Below are 16,559 nucleotides of genomic sequence, written 5' to 3'. Positions count from 1 at the left end.
TGGGCCGTGTTATGTCTTGGGGCAGGTAGCGGGTGGCGGAAGATCCTATTTGAGCCGGTAGCCGGACCCCCGAACCGTCTCCACCTTGTCGGCGCCGATTTTCTTCCGCAGGCTGCGGATATACACATCCACCACGTTCGAACCCGGATCGAAGTCCATCCCCCACACCTGGCTGAGCAATTGGCTCCGGGAAAGAATCTGCCGGGGATGCCGCATGAGGGTCTCTAACAGACCCAGTTCCCTACGGGAGAGGTCCCGCCATTTGTCGTCGATAAGCACCCTATGGGCCCGTAAATCCAGCACCATGCCGTTATGGTGAATCTGGGTGCTGTTCGCCCCATTCATGTCCGGGTTGCTTTCGGCCAGGCGCAGCCGCACCCGGGCCAGCAGCTCAGCGAACTGGAACGGCTTGGGCATGTAGTCGTTGGCACCCCCCTCTAGGGTGCGCAGCCGGTCCTCCAAGGCGGTGCGGGCCGTGAGCACAATGATGGGCAAGGTGGTGCCCAACGATCGTAACTGTTCGAGAATGTCGGTGCCATCCATATTGGGGAGGCCCAGGTCAAGTATCATGAGCTGGTAGGCGCCGGACCTAGCCATGCCGAAAGCCACGGGGCCATTGTCGGTCACGTCACAGGAATAGCCTGCGGATTCTAGGCCTCGGGCAATGAACTCTGCAATCCCATTATCATCCTCAGCGATTAAGATACGGCTCATTTAATACTCCTTATAAATATCAATGATTTCTGATTGGATTGGGGGAATAGTTGCAGGGAAAGTGATACCAAACGTCGAGCCTAGGCCTGGTGTCGAGTCTACCCAAGCGTGCCCGCCGTGTGCTTCGGCGATCACTTTGACAATGGAAAGACCCAGTCCAGCGCCTTTCTTCGGTACTTGGTCGGAGGAGGGGGATTGTTCGCCCCGATTGAATCGGTGGAAGAGAATCTCTTGGGTTGCACTATCAATACCGGGGCCGAAATCTCGGACGCTGAAACCAACCTGACCGTCTTTATTGGTGGATCCAATGATGATAGGGGAATCATCATTGGTGTATTTCACTGCGTTGCGGGTTAATTCCAGAATAGCCTCGGTGATGCGCTGCGCGTCCGCTAACACAAAACCTTCGGCGATTTCGGTGACCTTGGCCCGGCCACCGGAGACCATGTCGGCCTTGTCTTCAATATCGATCGTGAGTTCGGTGAGGTCGATGGGTTGCATGTGGAGGAAGCTGGGGCCGTCCGCGTCGGCAATGGCGAGGGTTAATAGGTCGTTAACCATGCGGGTCATGCGGTCGAGTTCGTCCATACACAGTTTGACGCTGCGTTCCCGCTGATCGTGGGTGGCGGTGTCGAGGAGTTCTAGGTGGCCACGGATGACAGTAATGGGGGTGCGGAGCTCGTGGCCGGCGTCGTCGACGAATTGCCGCTGCGCCTTATAGGCGGTGTCGATTCGATCAAGCATTCGGTTGAAAGTGCCGGCCAGGTCGGCGATTTCGTCTTCGCCATCGACGGGGACGCGGGAGGTGAGGTCGGAGTCGGTGATTTGGTTGGCAATATTGCGGAGGGTCCTAATGGGGTTAATAATCTGGTTAGCGATGAGCCAGGCGATAATCACGGCTATAAGCATGACCACCAGCCCTAAGGTTGTGAGCAGCTGAGTCTGGGTGGTGAGGTTGCGGTACAGGTCGTCGGTGAAAACCACAGTGGCGAAATAGTCGGGTTTGTCCTGGCCGGGGGTGGTGATTTCGACTCGTGCCCAATGCATGTTGTTGGTGATCCCGGAGTTGTTGGGTCCGGTGAACATGTCTTTTAAGAGCTGGTCCCGTTGCTCTTTGGGTAGGTTGGTGAGTTTTTCTTTGTCGACGCTTTGTTGTACTATGCGGCCTTTGTAGACGCCGAGGAGGATTTGGTCACCCTGGGGGAGCTCTTGGGTGAGGTAGGCTTCGATTAATTGGCGGGCATTGGTGTAGCTGGTGGGGGAGTCTTTGACAAAGGAGTTGAATTCGGAGATTTCCTGTTCCACCGCATTATTGGCAGAGTCGTGGATTTCACCGCGGCGTACCGCGTCGGTGAGGTAGAGGACCGAGGATAGCGCGGTGAAGACGACAAGCATGATCCAGGCAATCATGCGGGATCTGATGGATTTGAGCACCTTGGCATTGGGGGAGAGCCGGGAGGGGAGCCCGGTCGGCAGCCGAGAAGACAGCACCGTGGTGTTGGGGGTGGAAAGGTGTCGAGCCATGATTACCCCAAGTTAATATTGAGATCGTGATAATTCAGTGGGGGGTTGGGGATCACAATATTAGGTAAGCCTCCTGGCAGGGGAATTTGCGGAACACCAGGGATTTGCAATTGCGGATTGGACCCCTGATTGGGGTTGCCTGCGGGGGGTACGGCGGGGGCTGCGGCGCCACCACCATTGTTGGTTGCCGCGGGTTGCTGGGTTTCGGGAGCTGCTGGGGTGGGGGTGGCGCTGGCGCTGGTGGGTTCGGCAACGGCGGCTGCTTCAGCGTTTGCCTGGGGTTCGGAGGGTTCGGAAAGCTCAACGGATGCGGCAGCTTGCCCAATATTTGGCGGTCGTTTTGAGTTAGATAATGCTGAGCCGGCGAGGGCAACTAAGATGAGGAGTGTGACGACGCCAAAGATCGGGGCGAATCGTTTTGATGCAAAAGGCATGATCGTAAAAGCTCCCAAAAATACGTAGGTAACAAAATTATCACAAAATTGTGTTTCCGCAGTGAAGTCGGGGGCGATGTGTTCGTTTCGACGTCACCTGGTTGCACCATGTCACACAGAGGAAAGCTGGATCAAATTACGAAACCCCCGGGTGTACCTTAATTATTATGCCCCATTGTTATGAATTAGAGATGAATTTAGGATGAAGAAACGTTAACTTAGTCTTATATTCCCCTCATTTGGGTTAAGAAACGGGCGTGGGTTCTTGCGTATCGCTTCTCGCTTGTCGACGTCGCAACGCGCGCGAATTACCCCATGATTCGGGGGAGCATCATGAGTATTGCGGTGACGACCCAGAGGAGCGAGAAGATTCCGCCGAACATTGCCAGCTGCGACTTGGCTTTTTTCCAGTCGGTAACCTGAAAATCGTGTGTGAGTTCGTCTTCGGGGAGGAGCCGGAGCGCACCCATCATGGTTTTCTGGCGGGGCATGATGACAAACAGCAGGAGGGCCCAGCCAATGATGGACAGCAGCAGGGATGTGTGGAATCTGCCTTCGTGCCAGTAGTCGCCGGTGAACATGATGGCAAAACCCACGAGGGGCACCAGGAGGGAGAGTATGCCGTAGGTTTGGGTGATGCGGTAGAGCACGCGGGCGGCGCCCCCGGCGGCGGTGTCACCTTCGTAGGCTTTGACCGCCTGCACCTGGAATTGAGAGACTGCGACGGTAACCGGCCCGAGCAGCAGAACGGCGGCGAGAACGTGGACGATGGTCAGGAGCGGACCCATAATCATATTGATATCAACTTCCTTTTTGTAGATTGTGGAACAATAGGTATAAACATTAACCCATGGGGCATTGGTGACGCATCACGGCAGCATCTGCCGCCGACACCGCCAACCCGTACGTCACAGCAATATCTGCCAATTGATTGACATACCAGCATCGCTGCGAACTATCCGATGGTAACCATTCCGATGGTAGAGAATCCGACTTGGCCTGATTTTCGGCCTTGGCCACGGCCACCAGGTTGGCCGGATCGTTGGCGAACGCCAACCGTTTCGCCATCGGCCAGGCGTACGCCCCCATGTCCCAGGCTGCCGACAGGGGAAAGATGTGATCCAGTTCGATCGGCTCCCCAGCCGCCATGGCGGGATCGCTGCTGATGACTCGGCCCGAGTAGGGGCAAATCCCCTGCGCAATCGGCTTGCACCGGTCGGATTCCGTTAGCACGGTCAGCTGCGTTCGCAGCATGTCGTCGCGCACCGAACATCCCGGTCGGGTCGTGCTTGAACCCCATCCGGCGCCGAATTCCGTTCGCTCATACCCCACCACGGTGCGGCGTTGCGGCACTTGGGCGAGCGTGGTCATGTTGGGGCTGCGCCGCTCGCAGCCGATGGGTAAAAGGGTGAGGCACATGATGATGGTTGCGGTGATGAGTAGTCCGGTGGCGGAGAAAACAGGTCGTATGATTCGCATGCCCAATGGGACTGGGGAGCAAGGATTATGGGTGGCAGGTGTGGAAACTATTGCCCGTTAATACCCCTAAACGGGGGAGGGGTGGGCTTGGGGTTGCAGCCGTATGTGCCATCGTGACATGGGGTCACGTCGCCAAGGGCGGGTTTTCACCCCGGACAGGGGAGAAGACTTCAGAGGTCCTACAACTTCAGGGAACAAAACTAGTCTGGGGAGGCTTTCACTAGGCATAAGACGACCCAACACCAACCTGGAGTGATTTCCCGTGGCACAACCCATAGAAAAATGGTTGCCGTCAGTTCTGTATTTTCCGGTCATGATGCTCATAGGCATCTTTGTGATGTGGCAATGCCAGACAAACATGGTGGTTTTAGTTGCCATCACCGGCGGAATCATCTTCGTCTACCACGCGGTTGCCCTAGTGCGGGGCCGGAATAGCATATTTTGGCCCGGAATCTCCTGGTCGCTCGGATATTTCCTCATAGGCGTCTACCATTTTTACTGCCGAGGCGCCGCAGGCGACGCCACCTGGCTGTTCACGCTGGCGACCGTAAGCATGGTGTTATCGGCCCACCACTGGCGGTATTCGCCCCGCATCACCGTACGGCCGGGCATCATGCTCAGTCTTGGCCTAGCTGTAGTAGCCATCAGCCGGCCCACCGGTGACTATGCGACAGAGATTGCCGTCCTCTCGGTGGTGGTGTTCGGCACCCAGCGTCGCAAGAGTCGCGCCACCATGCTGTGGTCTGGCGTTAGCCTGGCGGCCGGGCTGCTCGGCGCCAGCATGTATTGCGCCTACTTCGTCCCGGGATCACCGGCGGCGACGGTTGCGGTGATCAGCCTGGCTGCCTTGTGGCTGTCGCTGGGGTGCCAGCCCGCCAAAGCGGCCATGCTGCTGCGTGGGACGTGGGCGGCATGCCTGGTCCTGGCCGGGCTCGTCTGCTACGACACAATACATCCGTGGCTGCTGATTGCCGGAGTCATGGTGGCATTCGTTAATCCCGTGCGGCTCCTGGACCCCGATGCCGTGATGGAACGGCCGAGCGAAGAAGCTACCAAGGAACGGCAACTCATCGACCAGTGGTGGAATCGACCCGTGGATTCCTGCTACCCCGTGCTCCTCATCGAGGAAACCACACTGTGGGTTCATCCATTACAACAATTCTTCCGCCAGGGTGGGGTAGGGGCGGGCATCATAACCGGCATAGACACCGCCGGCACCATGTACACGCTGGGAGTATGGGTGAGCGATGGGCTAGGCAACCAGCTGTCCTGGCAGCAGATCCACGCCAATCTCACCCGCCGTGGCCTGCGGGATCCGATCATGCTGTGCTGCGCCGCCTCGTCCGACTCACTGTCGTGCATCGCTGACCTGTGGCCGCACGCCACCATAGAAATCTTCGACATTGACCACTACGACATGTGGAAACACGTGTGCGATCGCATCATGCCGAACGTCTCGTCGTCGGAGGCGGAAATGGTTCGCGTGAACGACCGGCATAACGCCGTCATCCACGCGATGAGAGACGTCTGCTACAGCAATACAAACATCAGCGACAAGCTGGCCACATATCTGCGCCGGAAGCTGTACTACCACGAGGCAACCTACCAAATCACCATCGGCACCGGCTGGAAACCACTCATGAACCAGTGGGCGGAAACATACCCTCACCGGCTCACATCAAGCGTCGAATAGCTTTTCGACGCCGCGACATGCGAGGGAAATAATGACATATCTCTTCAACGACATTCTTCTGCCCTGGTCCCTCCTAGTGGCCATCGCGGTCATCATGTTTGTGCTGCGCAAATCCCGCAACCAGTGGCAAGACCTGGCACTCGCTTGGGCGTTGGCCGCCATCGGCACCATCCATATCATGATCGCGCCACCCACCACCACACCATCGATGCTGGGATTCCCCATCGTCACAACCACAATGTGGGTCTTTCCCCTCGCCGCAATACTGGTCCTCCGATGCGTGATCGGAACCACCATGGCGTTCATGTGGCCCGGGGTGGCCTTTGCCCTCTACCTTGGGGCAGTGGGATTCATATGCTTCGACGGATTCGCCAGGGGAATCATCATGGTGCCGGCCATCATCATCTTGCTGACCTCCCTGCACCTAGGGGCACGAACCTACATGTGGTGCCTCCTGGCGAAACCCCTTACCGGGTGGGTCTGTGGCGCCTCCGTGGCCGTTATGGGTAGGGATAACATCCTGCTGTTCCCCGTGTTCATCCTTTGTGTGGTGCTTGCGATCAAGCTCATCTCGGATCCTTACGAGCCCAGCGAACCAGAAGAAGAGATGCCACAACCGGTGGCAGCAACGCCCCCACCAACCGCGTCCCCCAACGCCAGCAACCGGTGGCACCGCCGATACCTGGGCGGCGGCTACACCCGGCTCGTCGTCGACACCATCACCGTGAAAATAGCCGACTCCTACCAGCGTATATTCATCATCATCGGGATAGACAAGACCGGCACCGAACAAGCCCTGGGACTATGGCCAGACACCGACCACGTGTGGGAAGATATCGGCACCCAACTCCGCTTGCGGGGTGTTACCACCATCCCCACCATCTTCTGCCCCGAAAGCCCCCACCTGAAACACGCCATCGAACTCGCCTGGCCCGGCGTCACGGTCCACTTCGATGACCCCACCCCGCAGTCCCGGAGCCGCAGCCGGGCGCTACGGCAGGCGGCCCGCAGCAAGCCACACGCCGACACCACAAGCATGATGGACGCCCTGCGGGTGGCGCTCTACGACTACGAGACGAAAGAACAACCACCGACAGGGCGTCGACAAGCAAAATGTTAGGCTTTTGCTAAAAACTCCTTCTCCCGCTCAACCGCGTGTTCGAAACCAGCCACAACCTCCTCGCTCGGGGGCTTGGTCATAATCGTCACAACATACGTGATGACGGTGGCCGCAATCACGCCCGGCACCATCTCGTAGACCACATCCTTGAGCCCGGTATTGCCCCACACGCCGCACACCACGGCCCCGGCAATCATGCCCGCCAACGTGCCCTGCACATTCAGTCGCTTCCAATACAACATGAACAACACCGCAGGCCCAAACGCGGAACCAAAGCCCGCCCATGCGAAGCCCACCAAATCCAGGATCGAATTATTGGGGTTCACCGCCAACAATCCGGCCACCACCGACACCACAATCACCGCGGTACGCGACAGGTTAATCATCACATCCTGGCTAGGATGCTTCTTCTTCACGATCTTGAAAATATCCTCAATCAGCGACGTGGACGATACCAAAAGCTGCGACGAAATCGTCGACATGATCGCCGCCAACACCGCCGTCAAAATCAGGCCACCAATCAGCGGATGGAACAAAATCCGGGCCATATCCAAGAACACCGACTCGTATTTACTCGTATCCGTGATCGCCAAATCCGGGTTTTGGCCGAAGAACGCCGTGCCAATGATCGCAATAAACACCGCGCCAATGATCGAAATAAACATCCAGCTCATGCCGATCATCCGGCCGGTTCGGGCATCTTTCGGCGTGCGCAACGCCATGAACCGCACGATAATATGTGGCTGGCCGAAATACCCCAACCCCCACGCCAGATTGCCAATAATTGTTGCCGCCGAAATGCCGCTAATCAACGAGAAATACTGGGGGTTCCCGTCCGCGTGCGGCCCATACGAATTCGACGTTGCCCACGTCCATATTGACGACGGATCATCCAGATACAACAGCGCCATCACCGGCACAATGATCAAGGAGCAGAACATAATCATGCCTTGCACCGCGTCCGTGTACGACACCGCCAAGAACCCGCCGATAAAGGTGTAGGTCACGGTAATGAATGCCACGACGAGCATGCCCGTGAGATAATCCCCGCCGAACGTGGATTCGAAGTATTTACCGCCGGCCACCATGCCCGACGACACATAGAAGGTGAAGAACACGACAATGATGATCGAACTCACCAATCTAATTGTCCGCGACTTATCACCCAGGCGGTTTTCAAAGAACGATGGGATAGTGACCGAATCGTCGGCCACCTCCGAATAAGAGCGCAACCTAGGCGCCACATAGGTCCAGTTTGCCCAGGCGCCCGCTAAGAGCCCCACGGCAATCCACAGCTCGGACATGCCTGACACGAAGAGCGCGCCGGGCAGGCCCATGAGTAGCCAGCCGGACATGTCGGCGGCGCCGGCTGATAGCGCCGCCACGAAGGGGTTCAGCCCCCGGCCTGCTAGAACGTAGTCTTCATATTCGTCGGTTTGGCGATAGCTCCAGTATCCGATACCGAGCATGACCGACATGTAGATGATGATGGCTATAACATTCCATGTATGTTCACTCATCGATGGTCTCTCCGTAACTATTTCGGTAGTGTGGGTCACACTTTAACCTATAATGTCAATTTTTGGGTAGAAAAATATTGTGTTTAACACACCCAAATGGGGGTATAAATGGTTGGGTTGGTGAGTTAGGTATTGTAAAAACATGGGCACAGTGACACATCTGATTCACGGATTCTGGCAGAAACAGTCAGGCCTGCATTTGTGGATTGAGCAAGTAGACGGGCATAAAATCGTTACTGGTAGCGGAATTATCCCGGGCACTTTTCCCCCGGTGATCGAAGATCTTATCGTCGGAAAACGATACCGTCACCGAGTCGATATGCACCTCATGACTCCCAAAGGCAGAGAACGCAAGTTACCCGTACCTACCATTGCTTGTACCCCCGAACAGGCGGTGCCCGTGCTCGCCGCCATTGCCGCCATTGTCGACGACGCCAAGGGCACGGATGATCCCGCAGGCTCGCCGCAGGCCACCCCAGAGCAACGCGCCACCCTCGCCCCCGACCTCCTCTGGCTCGCCCACATGTACCGGGGGCTCACCGCCTTCGCCCGGGCCGGCCGCGTCACCATCAAGCTCGGCTTTTTCGAGCGACAATGGTATCCCACCTGGCAACTCGCCGCCGGGTTAGGCGAACGCGGCTGGCTGGTGAGCATGACCAAAGCTGCCCCCGGCGTCATCACCATCAACGGCGGTCCCACCATAGTCGAAGATATCGTTGACGAACTGCTCCACTGGATCGTCAACTCCCTCATCAGCGCCGAATATCATAGACCCCGACCCACCCCCTGGCACGATTTCGCCGCCGCCCTTGTCGAAAGTAACCCCCTGCGCCGGGGCGGCGCTCCTTTGGTTTCCGCGCTCAATAAATGGCGCGATTCCATCGCTGCCATCGACGTCCAACTCGTGCTCATGATCGAGGAACCCGACCCGAGCCCCGACTTCGAACCGGCAGGTGGCAGCAACCCCCAGCCCATATGGCCTGTTCGCGTCCAGGTGCGATCCGGGATGGATGCCCCCATGCCCATCCATCCTGCCAACTTCGACCACGCCACCAATCGCCGCATCACCGCCCTGCGGCGCGAGGCCCAACTCATCACGCCCTACCTCAATCCCGACCGGCCCGACCCCGACTCGCCCCTGGTGGCGGTGCTTCGTAACGCCGACAACGCCGGGGATTGGGACGTGTACCTCACCACCGACGAGCTTCTCTCATTCATCAATGATGCGGTTCCCCGGCTCCGGGAGCGCGGCATTATCGTGATGCTGCCCAGGATGTGGCGCCGCCAAGCCGTTACCGCCCACATGCATCTGCGCGACGACGAGGAAGCCACCGCCGCCCCCCAACTTGGCCTCGACCACATCGTGGCCTTCGACTGGCGGGTGTCCATCGGCGATATAGACCTGACGGACAAAGAAATGTCCGACCTGGTGGCAGCCAAATCCGGCCTGATTAACCTGCGGGGAGAATGGGTTCTCGCCGACGCCGCGTCCATTCGTTCGATCTCCCAGTACATGGAGCAGCTGCGTAAGTCGTCGACAGGCTCGATCATGAACCAACTCAAGCAGGCCAAACAACTACTCGCCGCCGCGAAAACCGCCGGCGACGACACCGCAGAAATCGAACACACAATCGAGGAACTCACCGCGGCGCTCGATAACCCAAGCAGCGGCGAAATCAGCCTCAAGGAGCTGCGGGAACTCAACCTCACCGCCGAAACCACCGACCCGATCGCGGTCACCGGACACGACTGGCAGGTCAGCCTCATCGGCGGCGCCATCAGGCACGAACTCCCCGCCCCCCGGCGCATCCCCATCCCCGCCAACGTGACTGCCAGCCTGCGCGAATACCAGCGCCGCGGCGTGGACTGGATGTATTGGATGGCCCGCCAAGGCCTCGGCGCCGTGCTCGCCGACGACATGGGGTTGGGTAAAACCCTGCAACTCCTCGCCCTCGAAGCCGCCGAACGCGACAGCTCCGAACGCGAACCAACCACAGCGGAATCTGCGGGGCAGGTGGGAAAGGTGGGGCCGTCGTTGGTTATCGCCCCCACCAGCGTGGTCGGCAACTGGGCGCGCGAGGCGAAAAAATTCACCCCTCACCTGAAAATCCTGGTCCACCACGGCACCGAACGCAAAAAAGACCAAGAATTTCTCGGCACCGTCACCGACTACGACATTGTGATTACCAGCTACGGTGTTGCCAGCCGCGACTACCAACTCCTGGGGCAGCAACACTGGCATCGCGTCACCCTCGACGAAGCCCAACACATCAAAAACTCCAGCACCAAAATCTCCAAGGCCGTCCGCTCCCTGCCAGCCGACCACCGCATGGCGCTCACCGGCACCCCGGTGGAAAACCGCCTGCTGGAGCTGCGCGCCATCCTGGACTTCTGCAACCCCGGCATCCTCGGCTCCGTCTCATTTTTCAAACACCACTTCTCTAAACCCATCGAAGTCACTGGGGATGAGAAAAAACAGGAACAATTGCGCAACCTTACCGCGCCGTTTATATTGCGCCGGCTCAAATCCGACCCGGCCATCATTGGGGACTTCCCCGAAAAAACCGAAACCGTCATCACCGTGGACCTCACCAAGGAACAAGCCGCCCTCTACACCGCATACGTGAATGATCTCACCACCCAGCTGGAACAGGCCGAAGGCATAGGGCGGCGCGGCCTGGTGCTCGCGTCACTGACCAAAATCAAACAGATTTGTAATCACCCGGCGCATTTCCTCGGCGACGGATCCCCCATGTTGCGGGGGAACCATCACCGCTCTGGCAAGGTGGAAGAACTTATGCAAATTGTGGAGAACGCCCGCGACCACGGCGAAAAGGTACTCATTTTCACCCAATACAAGGCGTTTGGGGACATGCTCACCCCTTATCTCTCCGACTATTATGGGCAGAAAATCCCGTTTCTCCACGGCGGGGTGAGCAAAAGCGGGCGGGATATAATGGTGCAACAATTTCAGGCGCCGGATGGGGCGCCGGCAATGGTGTTGTCGCTCAAGGCGGGCGGCACCGGCCTCAACCTCACCGCGGCAAACATCGTGGTGCACATGGACCGGTGGTGGAATCCCGCGGTGGAAAACCAGGCGACGGACCGGGCGTACCGCATTGGGCAGGACAAAAACGTGTTTGTGTATAAGCTGATTACGGCAGGCACGGTCGAGGAGCGGATTCACGACATTATTTCGGGCAAGTCCGAGCTGGCGGCGGCCATGATCGCCCAGGGTGAGGGCTGGTTGACGGAGCTTTCCGACGCGGAGCTGGCCACATTGCTGAGTTATCGGGAGATGGAATAAGTGGCATTCGATGGGAAAGAGCGTAGGTCGTCGCGTAGGTCGCCCCAGGTAGGCAACGTCATCTACGTGAATTTTGGGGCACGGGATTATACGCCTGTCGCCGGCCGTGACACATTTACTGACCCGGATGCGCCCTCCTATAAGCCGCGGCGGAAGACCACGAGGGCGCGGGCGACGGCCAAGGGGACCCGCAGTACGGCCGCTGACTGGCTCACCGATCTGGCATTCACCCAATCGGATAATGGCAGGATGAGCCGGGGGCGAGGCTACTATCAGGGCGGCCACGTGATGAACCTGGAGTTTGTGCCGGGATCTATTACCGCGAAGGTTATTGGTTCCCAGCCGCAGCCGTTTTCGGTGGCCATCATGTTCCCGCCCCGCACCGACCCGCAGTTGGCGCGGCTGCCGGACTTGATTTCCCAGCTCGATGGCGGGATTCAGGCGGTGCGGTCCGGGCAGTTTTCGCCGGACATGCTTAAGATTTTATTTGGCGGCCACCCCTATAAGGCGCGGTATTACTGCGATTGCCCGGACAAGGCGAAGGTGTGTAAGCACGTTGTGGCGACCATGATGGCGGCTGCGGACCGGGTGGCGGCCGACCCGGGGCTGGTGTTTCAGCTGCGGGGTCTGAACTTGGCCGATATGCGGCTGCCGAAGCCGGCAGGGTCGGCAGGGGCGGAGCCCGAAACATCTGTACCTGCTGGGGCGTCGGGGGCGAGGCAGAAACCGCAGGCGGAGGCGCCGTCGCCCGAGGCCATTGCCGCGGCCACTGACCGGTTTTGGAACGGCGGCCCTCTGCCGGAGATTCCCCAGCTGAAAACCCAGTCTGCTCTTGCCGACTCGGACGAAGAACTCCTCCACAAGGCCATGCGGACCATTTCGTACACCAGCGTGGATGAACTATGCGCCGTATCTGACATCGAAGACTTGTACTACAATCTTACGCACGAAACATAGGGTGATAATGACCGCGCTGACTACCCGATTTCTTCACACTTCCGATCTGCAACTAGGCATGACCCGCTGGTTTCTACAGGAAACCGAAGATGCTCAGGCGCTTTTCGACGCCGCCCGCGTCGAGGCCATCACTCGCCTCGGAGAAAAAGCCATCGAATACCAGTGTGATTTCATTATCGTTGCTGGCGATGTATTCGAACATAATTCCATCTTCACCAAGACCCGGGAGCGTGCCCTTGCCGCCTTGGCGGCCCTCCCTGTTGACGTGTACCTGCTCCCCGGTAACCACGATCCGCTGACCGCCGACAGCATTTTCTACCGCGCCGAATCCCACCCCAGGATTCATGTGTTCACCGACAGCACCCCCATCGAGGTCGCCCCCGGCGTGGAGCTCATCGGCGCCCCTTGGCACAGCAAAACCCCCAGCTGCGACCTGGTATCCAATGCCATTGCCGACCTGGAGCCGGCCGCCACCATCCGAATCGTCGTGGGGCACGGCCAGCTCGATAACCGCAGCAACGACATTCGCATGGACATCATCGACCGGGACACGGTGGAGACCGCCATCCGCGGCGGCACCATCGACTACCTGGCCCTGGGGGACACCCACTCCGCCATGAGCCTTAGCGACACCGGCGCCATCTGGTTCTCCGGTGCCCCCGAGGTTACCGCCTTTAGAGAGCTGCCCAGCGGTCAGGGGGAAAATAATTCCGGTAAGGCGCTCATCGTGGACATTGCCAAGTCTGCGGCGGCCCAGGCCGAGGTGACGGTGACCGAAACCCAGATCGGCACGTGGCGGTTCGACGCCATCAGCGCCGACGTCAACAGCCTTGATGACGTGCGTGACTTCATCACCCAATTGGACGCCTACCCGCGCAAGGACCGGACCGTTATTAAATACTCCCTGGTGGGCGCGGTAGACCTCGCCACCCGCCAACACCTGGAGGCGGAACTTGCCCGCCTGCGGCCCCTGTTCGCCCACCTCTATCCCCGCACTCGAACCATGAATCTCACCACTGCGGCCACCGACGTGGACATTGCGGACCTGGATCTTTCCGGCTTCGTCTTGGCCGCCGCCCAGGAGCTGGCCACCGATACTGACCCGGTTGCCTCCGACGCCCTCAACCTGCTGTTCCAACTCCATAACGAGGTGTAACCAACGATGCTGATCACCGATATTGAAATTAGAGATTTCAAAACCATCCGGCATCTTCGATGGTCCAACATTCCCGACCATGGAGTTTTCGTCATCCATGGCGATAACGAGCAGGGCAAATCCACCGTCCTAGAGGCCATAGCCCAGGTGCTGCACACCAAGCATTCGTCCCGGGCTCAGGCAGTGAAAGACACCCAACCCCTGGGCAGCGACGTCGGCCCGCAGGTGACCGTGAACCTCACCCTGGGGGGAAAGAATGTTCGACTATTCAAGCAGTGGTTGAAAACCCCCAGGGCCGAGCTCACCATTTCGGGTGACGGCAGCTACACCGGTGGTGATGCCGAACAGCGTTTCGAAGAATTCTTTCACAAGCATGTTGACCAAACCCTGTTTACCGCCCTGTATAACCGGCAGGGCAGCATGGTGCACCCGCTGGTGTTGGGGGGCATTACCTCCCTCACGCAGGCCCTGGCGGAAGCCAGCGGGGTGAGCGGCATCGGGGATGGTGGTCACACTCAAACCCGGGACGCGGAGGCCGGGCCGCTCCTGGCCCGCATCATCGGCGAATACCACAAGTATTACACGCAGCGAGGAAAGCCCACCAAGCAGTTCCAGGCCCACCATGATCGGGTGGCGGCCGCCACCCAGGCCGCCCAAGACGCCGCCAGCCGGCTTGAGGAGCTGCGCCACCATGTTGCGGAGGTCGAGCGCATCGCCACGGCCCGGGTGGCGGCCGAACGCGAACTGCCGGGGCTGCGGGAGATCCGGGACGCCTGCCACGAGGATTACGAGGCTGCCCGGCAGATTCAGCACCAGGCCGAACAACTCGACCGGGACCAGGAACTGGCCCGGGTGCGACTCCAGGCCGCCGAGGCCGCCTTGGCGAAACGCCTGGAGCTCGTAGAAAACGAACGGGCCGGCCGGGAGCGCGTCGACAAGCTCGAAGCCGCCCTGGTTGACCTGCGCCAGGCCGCCGAGGCGGAGGACGAGCGCAGCGCAACGCTCACCGCCGCGCGCGCTGCAGCCGTGGCCGCGGAAAAGCAAGCCCACGACGCGGTGCGGGCAGCCACCGCCACCCGCGACGCGGCAGCCAGCCAACAGCGGCGAGCCGAGCTGGAAAAACTGCGCCGCGCCCTCGACGATATTGCCGCCCAACGCCGCACACTGGTTGCCGTCCCCAAGGTGGCCGCGGCGACCGTCACCCAGTACGAGACGGCCGAATCCGCGGTGCGCCTGGCCCGGCACACCCACGAGCTGCGGGCCCCCAAGCTCGCGGTGCAGGCGCCGGCGGCCACGAAACTCACCCTCAACGGGGAGCCCGCGGACGCGGAATTCGAACATGTGGTCGCCGACACCACTACCCTGACCGTCGGGGACGTCACCATCACCATCACCCCTGGCGCCGGGGACACCGAAACCCACGATGCGGTGGCCCAGGCGGAGGCGGACTTGGCTGATCTCATTGCCAAGCATGGGTTTGCGACCCTCGCTGAGGCCCGGGCGGCCCGGACCGCCTACACCGAGGCGCAGTCCACACTGAAGCTGCTCGCCACCCAGCACGATGTGCTTCTGGGGGAGTTGAGCCTGGATGAGCTGGATGCGGCGCTTGACGCCGAACCCGTAGAGGTTGACGTTACCCTGGCTGAGGCGGAGGCCGCGGTGACCTCGGCGAGCCAGGCGCTTGCCGCGGCGGTGGCGGATCGGGAACAAGCTGACGTCGCCCTGGTGAGTCTTGCTGACCGGCCGGCCGCCCAGGCGCTTGCGGTGCATGAGGCGGTGCTTGCGGATGCCCGGGAGGCCGCCCGGGTCACCACCGAGCAACTCGAACGGGTTGTCGATTCCCCGAGTCTTGACGAGCTGCGGGCCGACTGCGTCACCGAGCGCGCCGCGTTGGATGAGGTGACCGCCGCCCGCGACGAAATTGCGGAGCAGCTGAAACAGGCCGCTCCCATCGCGAAGAAGCAGCTCTACGAGGCGGCCCAGGCGCATGTTGAGTATTTGGAGAACCATGTTCGGGACGCCGCCACCAGCATCGCCGAGCATCGTAGCTATATTGAGGCGAGCGTCGGCGCCGCCGAGGATCACGATCGGCTTCAGGCGGAGAAGATTTCCGCCGAGCGGCGCCTGGCTGCGGAAACCCGCAGGGCGCAGGCGGCAAAGCTGCTGTATGAGACGGTGGTGCGGCACCAGCGGGCGGCGCACGCGAGGTACGCTCAGCCGTTTGTTGACGAACTATCTAGGCTGGCCCAGCCGGTGTTTGGGTCGGGTGTGCAGTTTGTGTTGGACGACACGTTGAAGCTGACACAGCGGGTCAGCGCGGTGGGGGAGCACATGAATGTGCGCCAGCTCTCGGGTGGGGCGCAGGAGCAGTTGGAGATCCTCACGCGGTTTGCGATCGCCAGCCTGGTCAGCGACGCCCAGGTGCCGGTGTTCTTCGACGACGTGTTGGGGTCGAGTGATGCCCGGCGGCTCATGGCGATGGGGGCGGTGTTTGCCGAAATGGGCAAGCAACGTCAGGTGTTCGTGTTGACGTGCGCCCCGGAGCGCTATGCCGCGGTGTCCGGTCGGGTGGAACGGCCCCTGCGTGGCCTGCAGCTTTTCGACGACTAACGCCGGGATTCTCGCTTGATGGTGGGGGAGTCGGTGCTGTCGTTT

At 59.9% G+C, this 16,559-nt stretch carries 12 protein-coding genes; 6 read left to right on the top strand and 6 right to left on the bottom strand.

Annotated features, from left to right (window positions below; genetic code table 11):
- Window positions 1–45: 45 nt before the first annotated feature.
- The 5 genes from HBA49_RS07440 to HBA49_RS07420 form a co-directional block, all read right to left on the bottom strand.
- Window positions 46–714, bottom strand: coding sequence for a response regulator transcription factor (locus tag HBA49_RS07440; RefSeq protein WP_005523353.1), 669 nt, complete (start codon window positions 712–714; stop codon window positions 46–48).
- The gene (locus tag HBA49_RS07435; protein ID WP_005527135.1) at window positions 715–2,238 is read right to left on the bottom strand and encodes a sensor histidine kinase; all 1,524 of its coding nucleotides are present in this window, start codon (window positions 2,236–2,238) and stop codon (window positions 715–717) included. It abuts the gene before it with no gap.
- Between the two features lie 2 nt (window positions 2,239–2,240).
- Window positions 2,241–2,672: a hypothetical protein gene (locus tag HBA49_RS07430; RefSeq protein ID WP_005527197.1), complete on the bottom strand. Its 432-nt coding sequence runs from the start codon at window positions 2,670–2,672 to the stop codon at window positions 2,241–2,243.
- 308 nt (window positions 2,673–2,980) lie between these two features.
- Window positions 2,981–3,460 (bottom strand): hypothetical protein, encoded by a 480-nt coding sequence (locus tag HBA49_RS07425; RefSeq protein WP_040432331.1) that lies wholly within the window; start codon window positions 3,458–3,460, stop codon window positions 2,981–2,983.
- A gap of 55 nt (window positions 3,461–3,515) precedes the next feature.
- On the bottom strand, window positions 3,516–4,151 hold the full coding sequence (locus tag HBA49_RS07420) for a GmrSD restriction endonuclease domain-containing protein (protein ID WP_050773734.1): 636 nt from the start codon (window positions 4,149–4,151) through the stop codon (window positions 3,516–3,518).
- 262 nt (window positions 4,152–4,413) lie between these two features.
- Between HBA49_RS07420 and HBA49_RS07415 the strand changes: the two genes are divergently transcribed.
- Together HBA49_RS07415 and HBA49_RS07410 are read left to right on the top strand one after the other, a co-directional pair.
- Window positions 4,414–5,844: a transposase gene (locus HBA49_RS07415; RefSeq protein ID WP_005527079.1), complete on the top strand. Its 1,431-nt coding sequence runs from the start codon at window positions 4,414–4,416 to the stop codon at window positions 5,842–5,844.
- A gap of 31 nt (window positions 5,845–5,875) precedes the next feature.
- Window positions 5,876–6,964, top strand: a complete 1,089-nt coding sequence (locus tag HBA49_RS07410) for a transposase (RefSeq protein WP_005526975.1) — start codon at window positions 5,876–5,878, stop codon at window positions 6,962–6,964.
- Here the strand turns inward: HBA49_RS07410 and putP are convergent.
- A complete protein-coding gene (putP, locus tag HBA49_RS07405; RefSeq protein WP_005527293.1) occupies window positions 6,961–8,484 on the bottom strand; it encodes a sodium/proline symporter PutP in 1,524 nt (507 codons plus the stop codon). The genes HBA49_RS07410 and putP overlap by 4 nt on opposite strands.
- A gap of 142 nt (window positions 8,485–8,626) precedes the next feature.
- Between putP and HBA49_RS07400 the strand changes: the two genes are divergently transcribed.
- From HBA49_RS07400 to HBA49_RS07385, 4 genes are read left to right on the top strand one after another with little or no spacing between them, the layout of a single operon-like run.
- Entirely contained in the window at window positions 8,627–11,791 is a 3,165-nt protein-coding gene (locus tag HBA49_RS07400) for a DEAD/DEAH box helicase (RefSeq protein ID WP_040432244.1), read from the top strand.
- On the top strand, window positions 11,792–12,748 hold the full coding sequence (locus HBA49_RS07395) for an SWIM zinc finger family protein (protein WP_005527418.1): 957 nt from the start codon (window positions 11,792–11,794) through the stop codon (window positions 12,746–12,748). It abuts the gene before it with no gap.
- A 7-nt stretch (window positions 12,749–12,755) separates the two neighbouring features.
- Window positions 12,756–13,904, top strand: coding sequence for a metallophosphoesterase family protein (locus HBA49_RS07390; RefSeq protein ID WP_005526965.1), 1,149 nt, complete (start codon window positions 12,756–12,758; stop codon window positions 13,902–13,904).
- 6 nt (window positions 13,905–13,910) lie between these two features.
- Window positions 13,911–16,514 (top strand): AAA family ATPase, encoded by a 2,604-nt coding sequence (locus tag HBA49_RS07385; protein ID WP_005527486.1) that lies wholly within the window; start codon window positions 13,911–13,913, stop codon window positions 16,512–16,514.
- The last annotated feature ends 45 nt before the right edge of the window (window positions 16,515–16,559 follow it).

Origin of the sequence: Corynebacterium matruchotii (assembly GCF_011612265.2) — a bacterium.
GTDB classification, from domain to species: Bacteria; Actinomycetota; Actinomycetes; order Mycobacteriales; family Mycobacteriaceae; genus Corynebacterium; species Corynebacterium matruchotii.
Note: the sequence above shows the minus strand (reverse complement) of the source record. Positions and strands in the feature narration are given on the sequence as shown.

Coding starts and splice junctions, on each gene's coding strand:
- putP (WP_005527293.1), bottom strand. CDS start 8,484: ATGAGTGAACATACATGGAATGTTATAGCCATCATCATCTACATGTCG.
- HBA49_RS07435 (WP_005527135.1), bottom strand. CDS start 2,238: ATGGCTCGACACCTTTCCACCCCCAACACCACGGTGCTGTCTTCTCGG.
- HBA49_RS07425 (WP_040432331.1), bottom strand. CDS start 3,460: ATGGGTCCGCTCCTGACCATCGTCCACGTTCTCGCCGCCGTTCTGCTG.
- HBA49_RS07440 (WP_005523353.1), bottom strand. CDS start 714: ATGAGCCGTATCTTAATCGCTGAGGATGATAATGGGATTGCAGAGTTC.
- HBA49_RS07385 (WP_005527486.1), top strand. CDS start 13,911: ATGCTGATCACCGATATTGAAATTAGAGATTTCAAAACCATCCGGCAT.
- HBA49_RS07410 (WP_005526975.1), top strand. CDS start 5,876: ATGACATATCTCTTCAACGACATTCTTCTGCCCTGGTCCCTCCTAGTG.
- HBA49_RS07400 (WP_040432244.1), top strand. CDS start 8,627: ATGGGCACAGTGACACATCTGATTCACGGATTCTGGCAGAAACAGTCA.
- HBA49_RS07430 (WP_005527197.1), bottom strand. CDS start 2,672: ATGCCTTTTGCATCAAAACGATTCGCCCCGATCTTTGGCGTCGTCACA.
- HBA49_RS07390 (WP_005526965.1), top strand. CDS start 12,756: ATGACCGCGCTGACTACCCGATTTCTTCACACTTCCGATCTGCAACTA.
- HBA49_RS07420 (WP_050773734.1), bottom strand. CDS start 4,151: ATGCGAATCATACGACCTGTTTTCTCCGCCACCGGACTACTCATCACC.